Below are 15,827 nucleotides of genomic sequence, written 5' to 3' on the forward strand. Positions count from 1 at the left end.
CGTCAGACTGCGCGGGCGTGGCGTGCCGTTCCCGCGTCGAGATAGGCGTCGAAGGCTGCGGCGACGCTTCGAACCAGCGGGCGCGCTTCGGCCACGATCTCGATGACCGGCCCAGCCCGGCGAATCAGCCCGTCGGCCGCAAGCGGAGCGAGCCTGGCTTCATCGGCGAGATCGTCCGCGCCGGACAGGTCGACGCGATAGTCGCACATCAGCCGCTCGATGAGCGCGGCGCGGCGACGGTCCTCGAGCGACAGTGCGCATTGCCGGACGGTCGCCAGCCGGCCGGAAGCGATCCGCCGCTCATAGTCGGGAATGGTCGCGGCATTCTGCACGAAGCCCTGCGGAAGGCGGCCGATCGAGGAGGCGCCAAAGCCGAGCAGGGTCGGGCAGGCATCGGTCGTATAGCCCTGGAAGTTGCGGTGGAGCCGTCCCTCGGCAGCCGCGCGCGCCATCGAGTCCTCCGGCAGGGCGAAATGGTCGAGGCCGATCTGCTCGTAGCCCGCCGCCGCCAGCCGCGCCGCCATCGCCTCGAATTGCGCCAGCCGCTCGGCCGAAGCCGGCAGCACGTCCGCCGCGATCTTGCGCTGGTGGGCCTTGAACGAGGGCACATGCGCATAGCCGAACAGCGAGAGGCGGTCGGGGCGGAGGACCAGCGCCTGCTCGACCGTCTCCAGGCAATTGGCGACCGTCTGGAACGGCAGGCCATAGAGCAGGTCGAAATTGATCGCCGCGATGCCCGCCCCCCGCAACCGCTCGACCGCCTCGCGCGTCACGGCAAAGCTCTGCAGCCGGTTGATGGCGGCCTGCACTTGCGGATCGAAGCTCTGCACGCCGATGCTGGCGCGGGTGATGCCGCCGCGACCGAGCGCTTCGGCCATCTCGGGTTCGAGCGTGCGCGGATCGATCTCGATCGCCGCTTCCGTGTCGGAGCCAAACAGGAACCGCTCGCGCAAACGGTCCATCAGGCCGGTGAACTCCTCCGGCCGAATCAAGGTCGGGGTGCCGCCGCCGAAGTGCAGATGGGCTGCCTTTCGCCCCCGTCCGACCAGGCCGGAGACGAGGTCGATCTCCCGGGAGAGCGCCGCAACGTAGCGGCTTACCGGGGCCTCCCGCCGGGTCACGCTGGTATGGCAGCCGCAATACCAGCACATCGCGCGGCAGAAGGGCACGTGGACATAGAGCGACACCGCCTCTCCCGCCGGCAGCGCGGCCAGCCAATCGCGATAGCAAGCGTCATCGTCCGCCGCCGCGAAGTGGGGCGCGGTCGGATAGCTGGTGTAGCGGGGAACGTTACGTTCACCGTAGCGGGCGATGAGTTCGGGATTCAGCCTGGCTGTCATCGGCGCGGGCTAGCAGCGGCGAAGCAACCCGAAGTTGAGGTGGATCATTCCCTGGCCGGCGGCAGATCCTCCGGGCCCGAAAGTCCGCGGCTCTCGCTTCCGTACAGCACGACGTCGCAGCCATGCCGCTCGCCCAACCGGTCGAGCCAGTCACGCAATGCGGCGCGCGTTGCCCCCTTCCCGCCGAGTTCGAAGGCAACGAACAATGGCACCCGCAATGCCCGCCCTTCGATCACGTAGGCGGCGACACCGAGCATCACCCCGTTGACTGCGATCGCCGAGATCAACCCGCGGGGCGTCTGTTCTCCCTGCCGCAGGCAGCGCCGCCACTCCAGCTCGCTGTGGCCCGAGCCGAGGCGGACCAGTCCAGAGGCCTCGTCGACCCGCTGCGGGGGCAGTTCGGAAACGTGGATGAGGGCCATGGGCTGCTTCCGGGAACGACAGGAACGGACCAGCCTCGCATAGGGGAGACTGCGTATGTCGGAATTGAGCCAGATCATATTAGCCAAGCCTGCCTGGCCGGTCCGCCGACCGCCGCTGCCGAGGAACACAAGAGGACATGGCCACCCTTCCCGCCCGCGAGCTGACGGCGCTTCCGCAGGGCCACCCCTGCGATGGCTGCAGCGTCCGCGACACGGCGGTCTGCGGAGTGCTCTGCTGCGACCATCTCGCCGAGCTCAGGAATAGCGGCGCGACGCAGCGGCTCGAGGCGGGCCAGCCGCTGTTCCACGAAGGCGACCCCGCGACCCAGGTCTACAACGTCACCGAGGGCGCGCTGAAGCTAACCAAGTTGCTGCCCGACGGGCGGCGGCAGGTGATGGCCTTCATCCTGCCGGGGGACTTCGTCGGCATCTCCCTTGGCGGCGAGCATGCCTTCACCGCCGAGGCGCTGAAGCGCACCCGCATGTGCCGCTTCTCGCGCAGCCGCTTCCACGATTTCGCCGACGAACACCCCGAACTCGAGCGGGAGATCTACCGCCTCGCCGCCCACGAGCTTGCCGCAGCCCAGGCGCAGATGCTCCTGCTTGGACGCAAGTCGGCGCTGGAGCGGGTGGCGAGCTTCCTGCTCGATCTCGGCAAGCGCCAGCAGAAGGGCTGCTCGGGCCTGCCCCGCAGCGTCAGCCTGCCAATGAGCCGGATCGAGATCGCCGACTATCTCGGGCTGACCAAGGAGACGGTCAGCCGGGTGTTCGCCGAACTCAAGTCGCGGCGGCTGATCCGGTTGATCACGCTCAACGACATTGAGCTGATCGACCGCCGCAACCTCGCCGAACTCGCCGAAGGTTATGTCGTGCAATAGCGCCTGTGTTGCGACTCAGGCCGGCTCCCACAGCTCGACCGGATTGCCCTCGGGATCGTGGATCCGCGCAAAGCGGCCGACCCCGTCCATTGCCTCTTCCCGCGTGATCTCAATGCCGTTCGCGCGCAGTCGGTCGAGCAGGCCGTCGAGGTCGCTCACCCGCAAGTTGATCATCGCCGTCCGGTCGGCGGGGAAATAGTCCGAGTCCGCCTTGAACGGCTCGAACACCATGGGCCCGCCAGCCGGATGCCACAGCCACTCGTTGGCCTGGCCGTCCGCGTCCGTGCCGCAGCCGCCGCCGACGCCGAGCTGTTCGCGATACCAGGCCTTCACCGCCGCCGGGTCTCGCGCCCGGAAGAAATAGCCGCCCATTCCCAGCACCGGCATGCGTCGTCTCCCCTGTTGGACGGCGGCGATGCTAGGGCAGCGGATTGGCGAATGCCACCGACGGCGGCGCGGGTGCCGGACCGCGCGCAGGACGGTCCACGGCGACAGGCGCTGTTCATTGTCACCGCCGTGCCACAGGAACGTCAACGCCTTGGAAGATTGTCTTGGGAAGGGACCGCTTCGTCCACCGGCCAGGCAAGGTCTCAAGTGCTGCCAACGCAAGATGCCCCGCTTGAACCAAGGCCGGACGAGGTCGCGCCCATCCACTGCGGCGTGCTCCGGCTCGAGCTGGCGGCCTTCCGACTCCGGTTTGGTGACCAGTCGGTGCCGCTCACCTACTCCGAAGCGCGCATCCTCGCCGCCCTGTTCCAGGCCGCCGACGCGGTGGTGAGCCGCGACTCCCTGATGCCGCTACTGCTGACGGGAAGCGCCAACGAGCATGCGCTGACCGCCGCCATGTCACGCGTCCGGCGGGTGCTCCGAATCCTCGGCTTCGAGGCGAATCTCACTTCGGTGCGCGGCCAGGGATACATGCTTCGCACGCCAATCGGCGAACCGGCGTTCGAAGCCGGAAGTGCGCGCTTCCCGGCCGATGAATCGCGCCGGACCTCCTTCCGCCAGGACCAGCTCGGCCGTTAAGGCCGGCCAGCAAACCGCACTGCCCACCCGGCCTGCCTGCGCTGCAAGGGCGCGGGTATATTGCCGCTTGCCCTATATGACGTTTCTGTTACATTTCGCTTTCAGCACCGTTACATATTTTGGTCACGGCTGTAACAGAAGGGCAGTTGCATGCACGCTCTCCTCCTTGCGGGTCTCGCCGCCATCGCCCAGCCGGGCGCATCCGCCGAACTCGATTATGCGCAGGGCACGCTCGCCTATACCGCGCTCGTGCGCGGTGACCTGGCGCTTGCCGAAGAACAGCTGCGGTCGTCCGCAGCCGACCATCGCAACGATGGCGCCTGGCTCCTCAACTATGGCCAGCTGCTCGCCCGCCAGGGCCGGGTCAACGAGGCGCGCGAAGTCTTCCGCCGCGTTGCTCTCGCGCCCGACAGCGAAGTGGTGCTGGCTTCCGGCTCCGTGATCGGCACTCGTGAGGCCTCGCGCCTTGCCGCGCGCCGTCTCACCCAGCAGAGCCTGACCGCCCGCTAAGTCCGCGACGCGGGCCGATAGGGCACCGCAAGCACCGACCGGAGCGCCGCACGCTGCGATTGCGACAGCGCCCCCACTTGCATGCCCGGCGCCGCGAAGCGGGGGTGGAGCGTCTCGCCCCCGCGAACCCATTCGAAGTGCAGATGCGGTCCGGTGGCGAGGCCGCTGGCACCGACCGCGCCGAGCAGGGCTCCCTTGGCGATCTCCTGCCCTTGCGTGACCGCGATGCTGTCGAGATGGGCGTAGAGCGTCGCACTTCCGTCACGGTGGCGCAGCCGCACCACCCGTCCGTAGCCGCCGCGCCAGCCCGCCTCGGCGACCTGCCCGCCAAGCGCTGCCTGGACCGGCGTCCCGGCCGGTGCCCCGAAATCAGTCCCGCGGTGCCAACGCAGATAGCGAAGGATCGGATGGACCCTTAGCCCGGGGGTGGAGGTGATCGGCCCCGGGATTGGCCGGAGCATGCCGGCCTCGGGCGCGACCAGGTCCACTTTCCTCAGCTCGCCGCCCTCTCCCAGCCAGCGCTGCACCGTCCCATCGGGCCGATGCAGGCCAAGATAGAGCATCGGGCCGAACCGCCGGTCCTGCCCCTCCTGCTCGTGCGCGACGACGAGATCGAGGCTTGCGACCGCCGAGCCGCTGACCGCTTCCTCGACCTGCCGCCGGAGTGGTCCCGGAAGGCCCATCGCCACCATGTCGCCCGCCAGCGCAGGCCCACCGGCCAGGCGCACCCGGACCGGAGTCTCGTCGACGGTCTCTACAGTGACCCTCGCGACAAAAGCGTCGCCGCTCCGCTCGATGCTGATCTTGCGTCCGCCCTCGCGGCGATATTCAAGTCGTTTGATCGGCCGTGCACCGCCGGCCATCGGCGCACCGAGCCAGAGTTGCACCGGCCGTCCGGCCAGCGGCGGCAGCGACTCGGCGGCGGTTTCGGCCAGGACCGCGTCGAGCCCGGCGACCTTCGCCTCCAGCAGCAGCGCCGCGAGACCCGAGTCCGCGCGGAACAGGACCTGCGCATCGGCCGGCGCCGCGACCGGCTGCGCCATGACCTCGCCTGTGCCCGCGGGCGCGGATTCGCCAGGCTCCGCCTCCGCGACCTCGACCGATGTCGAGTAGCCGATCGTCCCCGCGCCCAGCGAAAGCAGCGCAAGCGACCAGGTCAGAAGGGACAGGCGGCGCATGGGATCATCGGCTCGGGCAAGGAGGCAAGGCCTCGCGGCTAGGGGGGAAAGGCGACACTTCTGTGACAGGGACCGGCATGAATCTGTCACATTGCCTACACCATATCGTCGCCTGCCACGATTAGCCGTGCCGCTCGAACCGGGGGCGGTGCGAGACCTCTCCCGACCATTCGCACAACGGGTCACGTAAGGGGTCTTATTCCATGAACATGGTGCAGGTTTGTCGCCGGCTGCTGCTGGTTGGTGTTGCAGCGAGCGTCCTTTCGGCCTGTGGCGGCGGCGCCGACGATGTCGCGTCGCCCGGCGAGGGCACCCTTGTCGGCGGTGGCGGCGGCGGTGGCGGCGGCACCCCGACCCCGACCCCGACCCCGACCGGTCCCGCGGCGGCCTGCCCGACCGGCACCATCGACCGCGGCGTGAACCCAGTCGTCAATCGTCGCAACTGCGGCCTCCCCGCGCGGGTCAGCAGCGCCCTGTCGCTGCCGAAGACCGCCGGCCTCTTCTACTCGATCGACGGCCGAGTCGATGTCGGCACCGATGTCGGCGGCGACGGCGCGGCGGCGGGTGGCCAGTCGGCCACCCTGTCGATCGATCCGGGCGTGGTCGTCGTCGGCCAGAGCCAGGCGAGCTTCCTCGTCGTCAACCGTGGCTCGCAGATCAACGCGGTCGGCAGCGCCACCGCGCCGATCATCTTCACCAGCCTCGACAATCTCGAGGGCCGGTCGACCGACACCAGCTCCAACCAGTGGGGCGGCATCCAGCTGCTCGGCCGTGCGCCCATCTCCAACTGCCTGTCGGCGGTCCCGGGCGGCTCGGCCCAGTGCCAGCAGCAGGCCGAAGGCACCGGTTCTCCGGCGCTCTATGGCGGCAACCTGCCCAACGACAACAGCGGCCAGCTGCGCTTCGTGCAGATCCGCTTCACCGGCTTCTCCGCCTCGGCCAACGCCGAACTCCAGGGGCTGACCACCGGCGGCGTCGGTGCGGGCACCCGGATCGAGAACGTCCATATCCACAACAGCGGTGACGATGGCGTCGAGATCTTCGGCGGCTCGCACAACATGCGCAACATCGTGATCACCGGCGCGGACGACGACACGATCGACACCGACTTCGGCTACAAGGGCTTCATCCAGTTCCTGATCGGCATCCAGCGGCCGCAGTCGCTGGGCGTCAACGGCGACACGATGATCGAGGCCGACTCGAACCCCGAAGTGACCGGCGCCGACGACTTCACGCCGCGCCAGTTCACCCGCCTGGCGAACTTCACCTTCATCCAGACCCGCACCGGCACCCGCGCCATCCACCTGCGCGGCGGCACCGACTATGCGCTCGTCAACGGCGTGGTCGTCAGCCCGTCGGCGTGCCTCGACGTCGACCAGGCGACGACCGTCCAGGCGACCGGCCCCGACGAGGCCGGCGCGCCGATCATCCGCTCGGTGTTGTTCGCCTGCACGCCCTTCGCCGATGCCGACTCGGACACGTTCGAGGACACGGCGCTCAACGCCGCGGGCAACACCAACAACAACACCGCCTTCACGTCGACGCTGACCAGCCTGTTCGTCAACGGCACCGCCGAGACGGCGGCGACGGCCTACAATGCGACGCTGCTCAACAGCTTCTTCGTCAGCGCGCCCTATGTCGCCGGCAACTTCACCCAGACCAGCTACGTCGGCGCGGTGCGGGATGCCAACGACACCTGGTACCGCAGCTGGACCTGCGACAGCGGCTACGCGAGCTTCGGTTCGAACGCGAGCTGCAACACGGTTCCGGCCTGATCCGACATGAAAGGAGCGGACCTTCATCTCCGCTCGAATGCTGCGGGAGGGGCGCCCGGTGCGACCCTCCCGTTGCGGCAAGTGCCGCTCTTTCAACACTGGGGAATTACCGATGTCTGACGCCTCGCGCCTGGCCAAGCTGCTGTTGCTGACCACCATCCTGTGCCCGGCTGCGGCGCTGGCGCAGACCAGCGGCGCCAATCCGCCCATCCAGACTCCGCCGACCGGCCCAGCCGCCGGCGACACGACGGCGGTGGACGCTCCGGGCACCGATGCCCAGACGGGCGAGCAGGCAGCCGAGCCCGAAAGCCAGATCGAAGTGTCCGCGCCCGGTGCCGACACCACGAGCGAGATCGTGGTCCGCGGCCGGCGCAACATCCTGCGCGCCGCGCCGGAGGTGGTCTCGGTCCTGTCCAGCGAAGACATTGCCCGCACCGGTGAAGGCGACATCGCCGGTGCTCTCCAGCGCGTTCCCGGCCTCAGCGTGGTCGGCAACGGCTTCGTCTACGTCCGCGGCCTCGGCGACCGCTACAGCCTTGCGCTTCTCAACGGGCTCGCCCTCCCCAGCCCCGAGCCGCTCCGCCGGGTCGTCCCGCTCGACATCTTCCCGACCAGCGTGGTGGCCAGCGCGGTCGTCCAGAAGAGCTATTCGGTCAACTATCCGGGTGAGTTCGGCGGCGGCGTCATCAATCTCACCACCTCGTCAGTCCCGCGCGAGACTTTCCTGTCGATCGGCGGCAGCATCGGCGGCGATACGGAAACGACGGCCAAGCTCGGCTACACCTATTATGGCAGCCGCACCGACTGGCTCGGCTACGACAATGGCGACCGCTCCATCGACGGCGTGTTCGGCGACGCCTTCCGGTCCAACAAGGTGATCGGCGAGGGCGCCAACTTCAATCGCGCGCAGATCCAGGCGATCACCGCCGACCTCACCAACAGCCGCACGTCGGTGCTCCAGCGCAACTTCGATATCCCGGCCAATTATGGAGTGGATGTCTCCGGCGGCACGTCGTTCAACCTCGCCGGCGCCGAAGTCGGGGTCATTGCCAGCGCCGGCTTCAGCAACAGCTGGCGCACCCGCGACGCGCTCCAGCAAACCCAGGGCGGCGACCTCATCGGAACCGAATTCCACGCGGTCCGGACCGACAATCGCGTGGTCGCCAACGGGCTTGTCGGCCTGTCGGCGAAGATCGGCGCGCACAACATCCGCTTCACCAACCTGCTGATCCGCGACACGCTCAAGATCGGGCGGCTGGCGGCAGGCTATGACGTGCAGATCGGTGATCCGATCCCCAACGGCCCGGCCCAGCAGATCAATCAGCGCACCGCCTGGTTCGAACGGCAATTGTTCAATTCGCAGGCGGTCGGCGAGTTCGACTTCGGCGACATCGACCTCGACCTTCGCGCCGGCTATGCCAACTCGCAGCGCAACGCGCCGTACGAGCGCAGCTTCAACTACGTCTACGACACCAGCGTCGCGGACTATGTGAACAATCTCACCACCAATCCGCAGAGCGCCGGCATCACCTTCTCCGAGCTCGACGAGGATGTCTGGAACCTTGGCGGCGACCTCAGCTACCGCGTGCCCGGCGACCGCAACATCACGCTGAGCGCGGGCGCGGCCTATCTCGATACCAAGCGCGGATCGACCCGCCGCGACTTCGCCTTCCGTCCAGCCAGTTCGCTGCCGCAGGGCGTCACCGAGCAGCGGCCGGACTCTCTGCTCAGCGACTTCAACGTCTACACCTACAACATCCTGCTGGTGGAGACCTCGGCGCTTGGCGGCACCGCCCGTTATGAGGGCGATCTGCGGGTCTCCGCCGGCTATGGCCAGGTGACGGGCGACATCCTGCCGAACCTGCGTTTCCAGGGCGGCGTGCGCTTCGAGAACGGCAAGCAGTCGGTGACTCTGGTCGACCTGTTCAACCAGGGCAATATCGCGCAGGTGCCGGCGATCGAGGAGAATTACTGGCTGCCGGCCGCGACCCTGACCTGGAACATCCGGCCGGACATGCAGCTGCGCCTGCACGGATCGAAGACCCTCGCCCGACCGCAGTTCCGCGAGTTAGCGCCGCAGGTCTATTTCGACACGGAATCGGATCGCCAGTTCTTCGGCAATCCCTTCCTCACCGACTCGACCCTGACCAATGCCGAAGCGCGCTACGAATGGTATTTCGCGCCGCAGCAGCGGGTCAGCGTCGCCGCCTTCTACAAGCGCATCAACAAGCCGATCGAGGCCATCGCCCTGTTCACCGGCGGCGCTGCGCTGATCACTACCTTCGGCAACGCACCGCGCGCCCAGCTCTACGGCGTCGAGCTCGAGGCGCAGAAGAATTTCCCGCTGAGTGGCGTCGGGCTCGACCGGCATCGGCTGGTGCTGATCGGCAACTACACCTTCTCGGACTCCGAGATCCAGGTGGAGGATGGCGACACGACGATCCTCAACGATCTTCGCGGCGATCGTCCGGCACGGGAAGTCTTCTTCGACGGAGACCCGCTGACCGGCCAGTCGCGCCACATTGCCAATGCGCAGATCGGAATCGAGAATACCGGCCAGCTGCAGCAGCTCACCCTGCTCTTCAACTATGCCTCCAAGCGCGTCACCAGCCGCGGCCCGGCAAGCGGCGGTGTGCGTCAGGACGACATCTTCGAGCGGCCCGGCTTCACCATGGACCTCGTCGCCCGCCAGGGGTTGAGGATCATGGGCAAGGAGCTGGAGGTGAAGTTCGAGGCGCGCAACCTCACCAACCAGGATTATGAGGAGACGCAGGAGGTCCGCGGCACCCGGCTGTTCGTCAATCGCTACCGCCTCGGCCGCTCCTTCTCGCTCGGCGCCTCGGTAAAATTCTAGAGGCCGCGCAAGAGGCTAGTCACAAAACCGTCATTTTGGCGTATCCCTTTCGTCACCCCGGCAGTCGAAGCGCTGGGCAGGGAGAGGGACTGGCCTTGCGGCGGACGATGATTCTCAAGCGGAGGGTGACCGCCCGGCAGTTGCTGCCGCGCGACGTCTACTTCTGGCTGAAGGCGGTCCTGCTCGCCCTGGTCGCCATCCAGGGCGCGCGGCTGTTCTGGACCATCGTCACGCCGCTCGGCCCGGTTGGCCGCTGGCTGCCGGCCGCGCCTGCGACCATCCCGGAGGCGGCACAGCTTGCACTGCTCTCGACCTTCGACCCCTTCACCGCCGCCCAGGCGCAGGCCGCGTCCGCACCGGCAGCACCGGTGACCGGTCTCGTCCTTGTCGGCACCCGCATGTCGATGGGAGCCGCGCCCGCCTCTGCGATCATCGCCGGGAGCGACGGAATCCAGACCAGCTATACGGTGGGGGACGAGGTCGCGCCCGGGCTGCGCCTGCTGTCGGTCGGCTTCGACTTCGTCCTGCTCGGCGGCAATGGCAGCGAGCAAAGGCTGGCAATGGAGTCGGACGAGCCGGTCGGCGCCGCCGCGCCGGCTTCGGCCTCCGCTTCGGCGGGCGCTGCGCCTCTGCCCCTCACCGCAGCCGCCATCCGCGACAATGTCGCCCTCGCCCCGCGCATGGTCGGTGGCCGGGTCACCGGCCTCCTCGTCAGCGCACTTGGCGATCCGAGTTTGCTTCAGCGGGTCGGCCTGCGCGATGGTGACGTGATCACGGCCGCGAATGGCCGTCCGGTCACCAGCCAATCCGCCCTCCTTGCGCAGCTGTCGCCCGGCGCACGCCTGTCCCTGACGGTGGAGCGCGGCGCCGCGACGGTGCCGGTCGCTCTGCTCCTCGAAGGAAATCGATGAACCGCTTCCAGCTTCTCCTGGCCACTGCCCTGCTCGCCACAGCGATGCCGGCCCCGGCCCAGTACAGCATGAACATGCGCGACGTGGACGTGCGCGCGCTCGCCTCCGACGTCGCGAGGGCGACCGGCCTCACCCTCGTGGTCGACGGTCGGGTCAACCAGAAGGTCAGCGTCACAACACGCCAGTCGTTGAGCCGCAGCGAATATTTCGAGGTCTTCCTGTCGACGCTGCGCGCCAACGGGCTCGTCGCCATCCCGATCCGCGGCGGCTACCGGATCCAGCCAGTCGAGGGCGCGGCGACCCAGCCCACCCGCATCGGCAGCGCCAATGCCTCGCGCAACCAGGTGGTCACCGAGATCTTCCGGCTTCGCAACATCGAGGCGGCGAATGCGGTCGAGACCCTCCGCCCGCTCGTTAGCGCGCAGGGGACGGTCACCGCCAACAAGAATGCCAACAGCCTGATCGTCGTCGACTTCGCCGACAATATCGTCCGCATCCGGCAGCTGCTCGGAAGCATCGACCGGCAGAGCAACACCAGCCAGATCGTCTATCTCCGCAACGCCGGCGCACGTGAGATCGCGACCTCGCTTGCCAGCATTGCGGGCCAGTCCGGCAATGTCTCGGTAGCGGCGGTCGACAGCAGCAATGCGCTGACCTTCAGCGGCGATCCCGGCGCGGTGTCGCGTCTGGCGGCCATCGCCCGCGACCTCGATGCCCGCTCGGCCGCCAACGCCGACATCCGCGTCTACTGGCTCGATCACGCCGATGCCGAGCAACTGCTTCCCGTGCTCCAGCAATTGCTCGGCCAGCCGGTGACGCAGGCCTCCGGCGCGCCGAGCTTCATCCGCAGCCAGGAAGGCGAAGGCACCGGCGCCGGTCACGCCCAGCCCGCGCCCGCTCCGGTCCAGAGCAGCGGCGGCGAGAACAATGGCATCGCGCGGCGTGGACCGGCCGTGGTCGCGCGCTATCCCGGCACCAACGCCATCGTCGTCGCCGCCAGCGCCGACGTGCAGCGACAGCTGGGCGAAGTCATCCGCCAGCTCGACACCCGCCGCGAGCAGGTGCTGGTCGAAGCCATCATCGTCGAGATCGGCGACAATGCCGCCAAGCGCCTCGGCGTGCAGTTCCTGTTCGGGGGCAAGGACGCGCCGTTCGTCGCGACCAGCTACTCGAACGCCGTCCCCAACATCCTGACGGTCGGCGGCGCCATCGCCAATTACGAGCTTGGCCGGACGACCACCACCAGCACCGACGGCACGGTCACCACCACCATCGACCGTCCGCTCGGCGAGGGCATTACCGAAGCTGCGGTCCAGTCCGTGCTTCAGGCGACCGGCGGCTTTGCCGGCGGCATCGCCAACATCGGCCGCAACGCCATCTTCGGTGCGATCATCAACGCGGTGAAGTCGGACACGGAAAGCAACCTGCTGTCCACGCCTTCGATCATGACGCTCGACAATCAGGAAGCGAAACTGCTGGTCGGCCAGGAAGTGCCGGTCACTACCGGCGAGCGGCTGAGCAACAATTTCGACAATGCGTTCCGCACCGTCCAGCGGCAGAATGTCGGCATCCAGCTCGACGTGAAGCCGCAGGTGAACAGTTCGGGCTCGATCAAACTCTTCATCCGGCAGGAGGTGTCGAGCGTTGCCGGTCCCGTCGCGCCGCGTTCCTCGGATCTCATCATCAACAAGCGCGAGTTCAAGACGGTGCTGACCGTCGACGATGGCGAGATCCTGGCGATCGGTGGCCTGCTCGACGAGAATGAGCGGCGGACGATCGAGAAGATCCCGCTGCTGAGCAGCGTCCCGGTCATCGGCGAACTGTTCAAGTCGCGCAGCCGGTCGAGGGCCAAGACCAATCTGATGGTCTTCATCCGCCCGACCATCGTCCGCAGCGCCGCCGATGCGCGCCGGGTGACCGCCCAGCGCTATGGCACGATCCGCGCCGACCAGCTTCGCGTCCGTCCCGGCGAGGAGCCTTCGATCGATGCCCTGGTGCGGGACTATCTCGGCACCGTCCCGCCAGTCGCGCCCGACGTCCGCCCGGGCGATGCGCGCTTCGGCCCGGCCGCTGCGCCGGCGCCCGTGCCGGCAACCCCGGTCCGGAACTGAAGCCCATGGCCGAGCCGCACGAGCAGCTGGTGATCGAGGAGCCCGCGAGCATCGCGGGCGACGATCCCCTGCTGGCCGATGTGCGCGCGGCCGAGATGGAAGCGGTGCCGGTCACCGCGCTTATCGACCTCCCCTTCACCACCGCCCGCGACCAGGGCTTCATCCCCTTGCCGCGCGAGGATGGCGGGCTGGAGCTGGCAATGCGCGATGGTGCCGACCCGCTGCGCCTGATCGAGCTTCGCCGGCATCTTGGCCAACCCTTCGCGCTGCGCCGGGTCGATGCGGCGGAGTTCGACCGGCTGCTTCAGGATCGCTATGCCCTCGAAGGGAGTGCCGTCGGCCTCGCCCAGTCGATTGAGGGTAGCGACGGCCTCGACGCGCTCGCCACCGGGCTTCCCACTGCCGAGGACCTGCTCGCCTCGGCCGACGACGCACCGGCCATCCGCCTCATCAACGGCATCCTCGCCGAAGCCGTTCGCGCGGGTGTCAGCGACATCCATATCGAGCCCTACGAAAGCGGCCTGATCGTCCGCATGCGCCGCGATGGCGTGCTCAAGGAATCCTTGCGCATGCCGGCCCATGTCGCGCCGGTAGTGGTCAGCCGGATCAAGGTCATGGCCCGCCTCGACATCGCCGAGCGGCGGGTTCCGCAGGATGGGCGCATCGGGGTGGTCCTCGGCGGCCGCACCCTCGACGTGCGTGTCTCCACCCTGCCCAGCCGGGCGGGCGAGCGCGTGGTGCTGCGCGTACTCGACAAGCAGCAGGCTGGGCTCAGCCTCGCGCAGCTCGGCATCGACGGCGGAGCCGAGGCGATCCTGCGCAAGGCGCTGGCCGAGCCCAACGGAATCATTCTCGTCACCGGCCCGACCGGCTCGGGCAAGACCACCACCCTCTATGCCGCGCTCGGGCACCTCAACGATGGCAGCCGCAACATCCTGACCGTCGAAGACCCGGTCGAATATGCGATGGACGGGGTCGGGCAGACGCAGGTCAATGCCAAGGTCGGCATGACCTTCGCCAGCGGGCTGCGCGCCATCCTCCGCCAGGATCCCGACGTGGTGATGGTCGGCGAGATCCGCGACCGCGAAACGGCGGACATTGCCGTCCAGGCCTCGCTCACCGGCCACCTCGTCCTTTCGACCGTCCACACCAACGATGCGCCCGGCGCCATCACCCGCCTGCGCGACATGAAGGTGGAGCCGTTCCTGCTCGCCTCCTCGCTGCGCGCGGTGCTTGCCCAGCGTCTCGTCCGCCGCCTGTGCGAGCAATGCAGGACGCCGGAAGCGGGCGACAGCGGAACCGCCGCCCTGTTCGGCTTCGCACCGGGCACGACCATCTATCGCGCTGTCGGCTGCGAGCGCTGCGGCCCGACCGGCTACAAGGGCCGGATCGGCCTGTTCGAAGCGGTCGCGGTCGACGGCGAGATCCGCCGGCTGATCCTCGAAGGGGCGGACGAGACCGCCATCGCCGCCCACGCCTTCGCCCGCAGCCCGAACCTCGCCGCTTCCGCGCGGGCGCTGGTAGAGGCGGGCGTGACGACCCCGGAAGAAGCGATTCGCGTGTCGCGGGCCGGCGCGGAGGAGCCGCTTGCCTAGCTTCGCCTATGTCGCAATCGATCCGCGCGGGCGGGAGCGGAAAGGCACGCTCGACGCGCCGAGCCGCGAGGATGCGCGCGGGCGGCTGTCGGCGCGCAGCCTCCATGTCGTCCGGATCAGCGAAGGCGGTGCTTCCGCCACGCCGGTTCCCGCGCCCGGCGAACGATCGCTCCGGCTCAGCCGCACCCCGCGCCTCCGCTTCAAGCAGCTCACGCTCTTTACCCGCCAGCTCGCCACGCTGACGCAGGTGACCCCGATCGAGGAGTCGCTCCGCACCATCGCCCGCCAGAGCGACAAGGAAGAGGTGCGCGCCATCATCGCGAGGGTTGCCGACGGCGTTGTCGAGGGCCGCCGCCTGGCCGACGCCATGGCCCGCGAGCCGAAGAGCTTCCCGCCGCTCTACCGCGCCATGGTGTCGGCGGGCGAAAGCTCCGGCAGCCTGCCCGACATCCTCGAGCGCCAGTCGGCCCTGCTCGAACGGCAGGCGGCGATGCGGTCCAAATTGCTGTCCGCCCTCGCCTATCCCGCCATCCTGACCCTGGTGGCCCTGGGAGTCGTCGCCGCGCTGATGATCGCGGTCGTACCGCGCGTCGTCGAGCAGTTCGACAATGTCGGCCAGCAGCTTCCCCTGCTCACCCGCATCATCATCGCGCTGAGCAGCTTCCTCGCCAGCTGGTGGTGGGCGCTGCTGCTGCTGGCCGGAGTCCTGCTCGCCCTGGCGGCGGTTGCGATCCAGCAGCCCGGACCACGGCTTGCGCTGGACCGGCTTCTGCTCCGCCTGCCCCTCGTCGGCCGCCTGCTGCGCGACCTCCACGCCGCCCGCATGGCCCGCACGCTTTCGACCATGATCGGCAGCCGCCTGCCGCTGATCGAGGGCCTGAGGCTCACCACCGAGACGGTCCACAATCGTGCGCTTCGCCAGGCGACCGACGGGCTGGTCGAGGCGATCCGCCGCGGCGGCAGCCTGTCGGGCGCGCTCGGCCGGGCGCAGGTCTTCCCGCCCTTGCTCGTCTATCTCGCCGCCAGCGGCGAAAGCGCCGGCCGGCTGGAGATCATGCTCGAACGCGCCGCCGATTATCTCGAACGCGAGTTCGACGCCTTCACCGCTGCCTTCCTCGCCCTGCTCGAACCGATGATCATCGTCGTCCTCGGTGCGATCGTGGCGGTGATCGTGCTCGCCATCCTGCTTCCCATCCTTCAACTCCAGTCACTGGTCGGAGCCTGACC

At 68.5% G+C, this 15,827-nt stretch carries 13 protein-coding genes; 9 read left to right on the forward strand and 4 right to left on the reverse strand.

The window, feature by feature from the left end; genetic code table 11:
* Window positions 1-2: 2 nt before the first annotated feature.
* A complete protein-coding gene (gene hemN, locus JOY29_RS04455) occupies window positions 3-1,340 on the reverse strand; it encodes an oxygen-independent coproporphyrinogen III oxidase (RefSeq protein ID WP_300974986.1) in 1,338 nt (445 codons plus the stop codon).
* 44 nt (window positions 1,341-1,384) lie between these two features.
* On the reverse strand, window positions 1,385-1,762 hold the full coding sequence (locus tag JOY29_RS04460; RefSeq protein WP_300974987.1) for a hypothetical protein: 378 nt from the start codon (window positions 1,760-1,762) through the stop codon (window positions 1,385-1,387).
* Window positions 1,763-1,899: 137 nt separating this feature from the next.
* On the opposite strand from JOY29_RS04460, the gene JOY29_RS04465 reads away from it, so the two are divergent.
* Complete coding sequence (locus tag JOY29_RS04465; RefSeq protein ID WP_300974988.1) at window positions 1,900-2,640, forward strand: cyclic nucleotide-binding domain-containing protein; 741 nt, start codon at window positions 1,900-1,902, stop codon at window positions 2,638-2,640.
* Window positions 2,641-2,655: 15 nt separating this feature from the next.
* Here the strand turns inward: JOY29_RS04465 and JOY29_RS04470 are convergent, their stop codons facing one another.
* Entirely contained in the window at window positions 2,656-3,027 is a 372-nt protein-coding gene (locus JOY29_RS04470; protein WP_300974989.1) for a VOC family protein, read from the reverse strand.
* Between the two features lie 207 nt (window positions 3,028-3,234).
* On the opposite strand from JOY29_RS04470, the gene JOY29_RS04475 reads away from it, so the two are divergent.
* The gene (locus JOY29_RS04475) at window positions 3,235-3,666 is read left to right on the forward strand and encodes a winged helix-turn-helix domain-containing protein (protein ID WP_300974990.1); all 432 of its coding nucleotides are present in this window, start codon (window positions 3,235-3,237) and stop codon (window positions 3,664-3,666) included.
* A gap of 150 nt (window positions 3,667-3,816) precedes the next feature.
* Complete coding sequence (locus tag JOY29_RS04480) at window positions 3,817-4,176, forward strand: tetratricopeptide repeat protein (RefSeq protein WP_300974991.1); 360 nt, start codon at window positions 3,817-3,819, stop codon at window positions 4,174-4,176.
* Here the strand turns inward: JOY29_RS04480 and JOY29_RS04485 are convergent.
* The gene (locus tag JOY29_RS04485; protein WP_300974992.1) at window positions 4,173-5,354 is read right to left on the reverse strand and encodes a M23 family metallopeptidase; all 1,182 of its coding nucleotides are present in this window, start codon (window positions 5,352-5,354) and stop codon (window positions 4,173-4,175) included. The two genes, JOY29_RS04480 and JOY29_RS04485, sit on opposite strands and share 4 nt — an antisense overlap.
* 203 nt (window positions 5,355-5,557) lie before the next feature.
* On the opposite strand from JOY29_RS04485, the gene JOY29_RS04490 reads away from it, so the two are divergent.
* The 6 genes from JOY29_RS04490 to gspF all read left to right on the forward strand — a co-directional run bounded on the left by JOY29_RS04490 (window position 5,558) and on the right by gspF (window position 15,825).
* Window positions 5,558-7,129 (forward strand): hypothetical protein, encoded by a 1,572-nt coding sequence (locus JOY29_RS04490; RefSeq protein WP_300974993.1) that lies wholly within the window; start codon window positions 5,558-5,560, stop codon window positions 7,127-7,129.
* A 112-nt stretch (window positions 7,130-7,241) separates the two neighbouring features.
* Window positions 7,242-9,983 (forward strand): TonB-dependent receptor, encoded by a 2,742-nt coding sequence (locus tag JOY29_RS04495; protein ID WP_300974994.1) that lies wholly within the window; start codon window positions 7,242-7,244, stop codon window positions 9,981-9,983.
* Between the two features lie 107 nt (window positions 9,984-10,090).
* On the forward strand, window positions 10,091-10,894 hold the full coding sequence (locus tag JOY29_RS04500) for a type II secretion system protein N (RefSeq protein ID WP_300974995.1): 804 nt from the start codon (window positions 10,091-10,093) through the stop codon (window positions 10,892-10,894).
* A complete protein-coding gene (gene gspD, locus JOY29_RS04505) occupies window positions 10,891-13,005 on the forward strand; it encodes a type II secretion system secretin GspD (RefSeq protein WP_300974996.1) in 2,115 nt (704 codons plus the stop codon). The genes JOY29_RS04500 and gspD overlap by 4 nt, the downstream gene beginning before the upstream one ends.
* Window positions 13,006-13,100: 95 nt before the next feature.
* A complete protein-coding gene (locus JOY29_RS04510; RefSeq protein WP_300975479.1) occupies window positions 13,101-14,600 on the forward strand; it encodes a GspE/PulE family protein in 1,500 nt (499 codons plus the stop codon).
* The gene (gspF, locus tag JOY29_RS04515) at window positions 14,593-15,825 is read left to right on the forward strand and encodes a type II secretion system inner membrane protein GspF (RefSeq protein ID WP_300974997.1); all 1,233 of its coding nucleotides are present in this window, start codon (window positions 14,593-14,595) and stop codon (window positions 15,823-15,825) included. Before JOY29_RS04510 ends, gspF begins: the two co-directional genes overlap by 8 nt.
* Window positions 15,826-15,827 lie beyond the last annotated feature (2 nt).

Origin of the sequence: Sphingomonas sp. LHG3406-1 (assembly GCF_029637485.1) — a bacterium.
Classification (GTDB): Bacteria; Pseudomonadota; Alphaproteobacteria; order Sphingomonadales; family Sphingomonadaceae; genus Sphingomicrobium.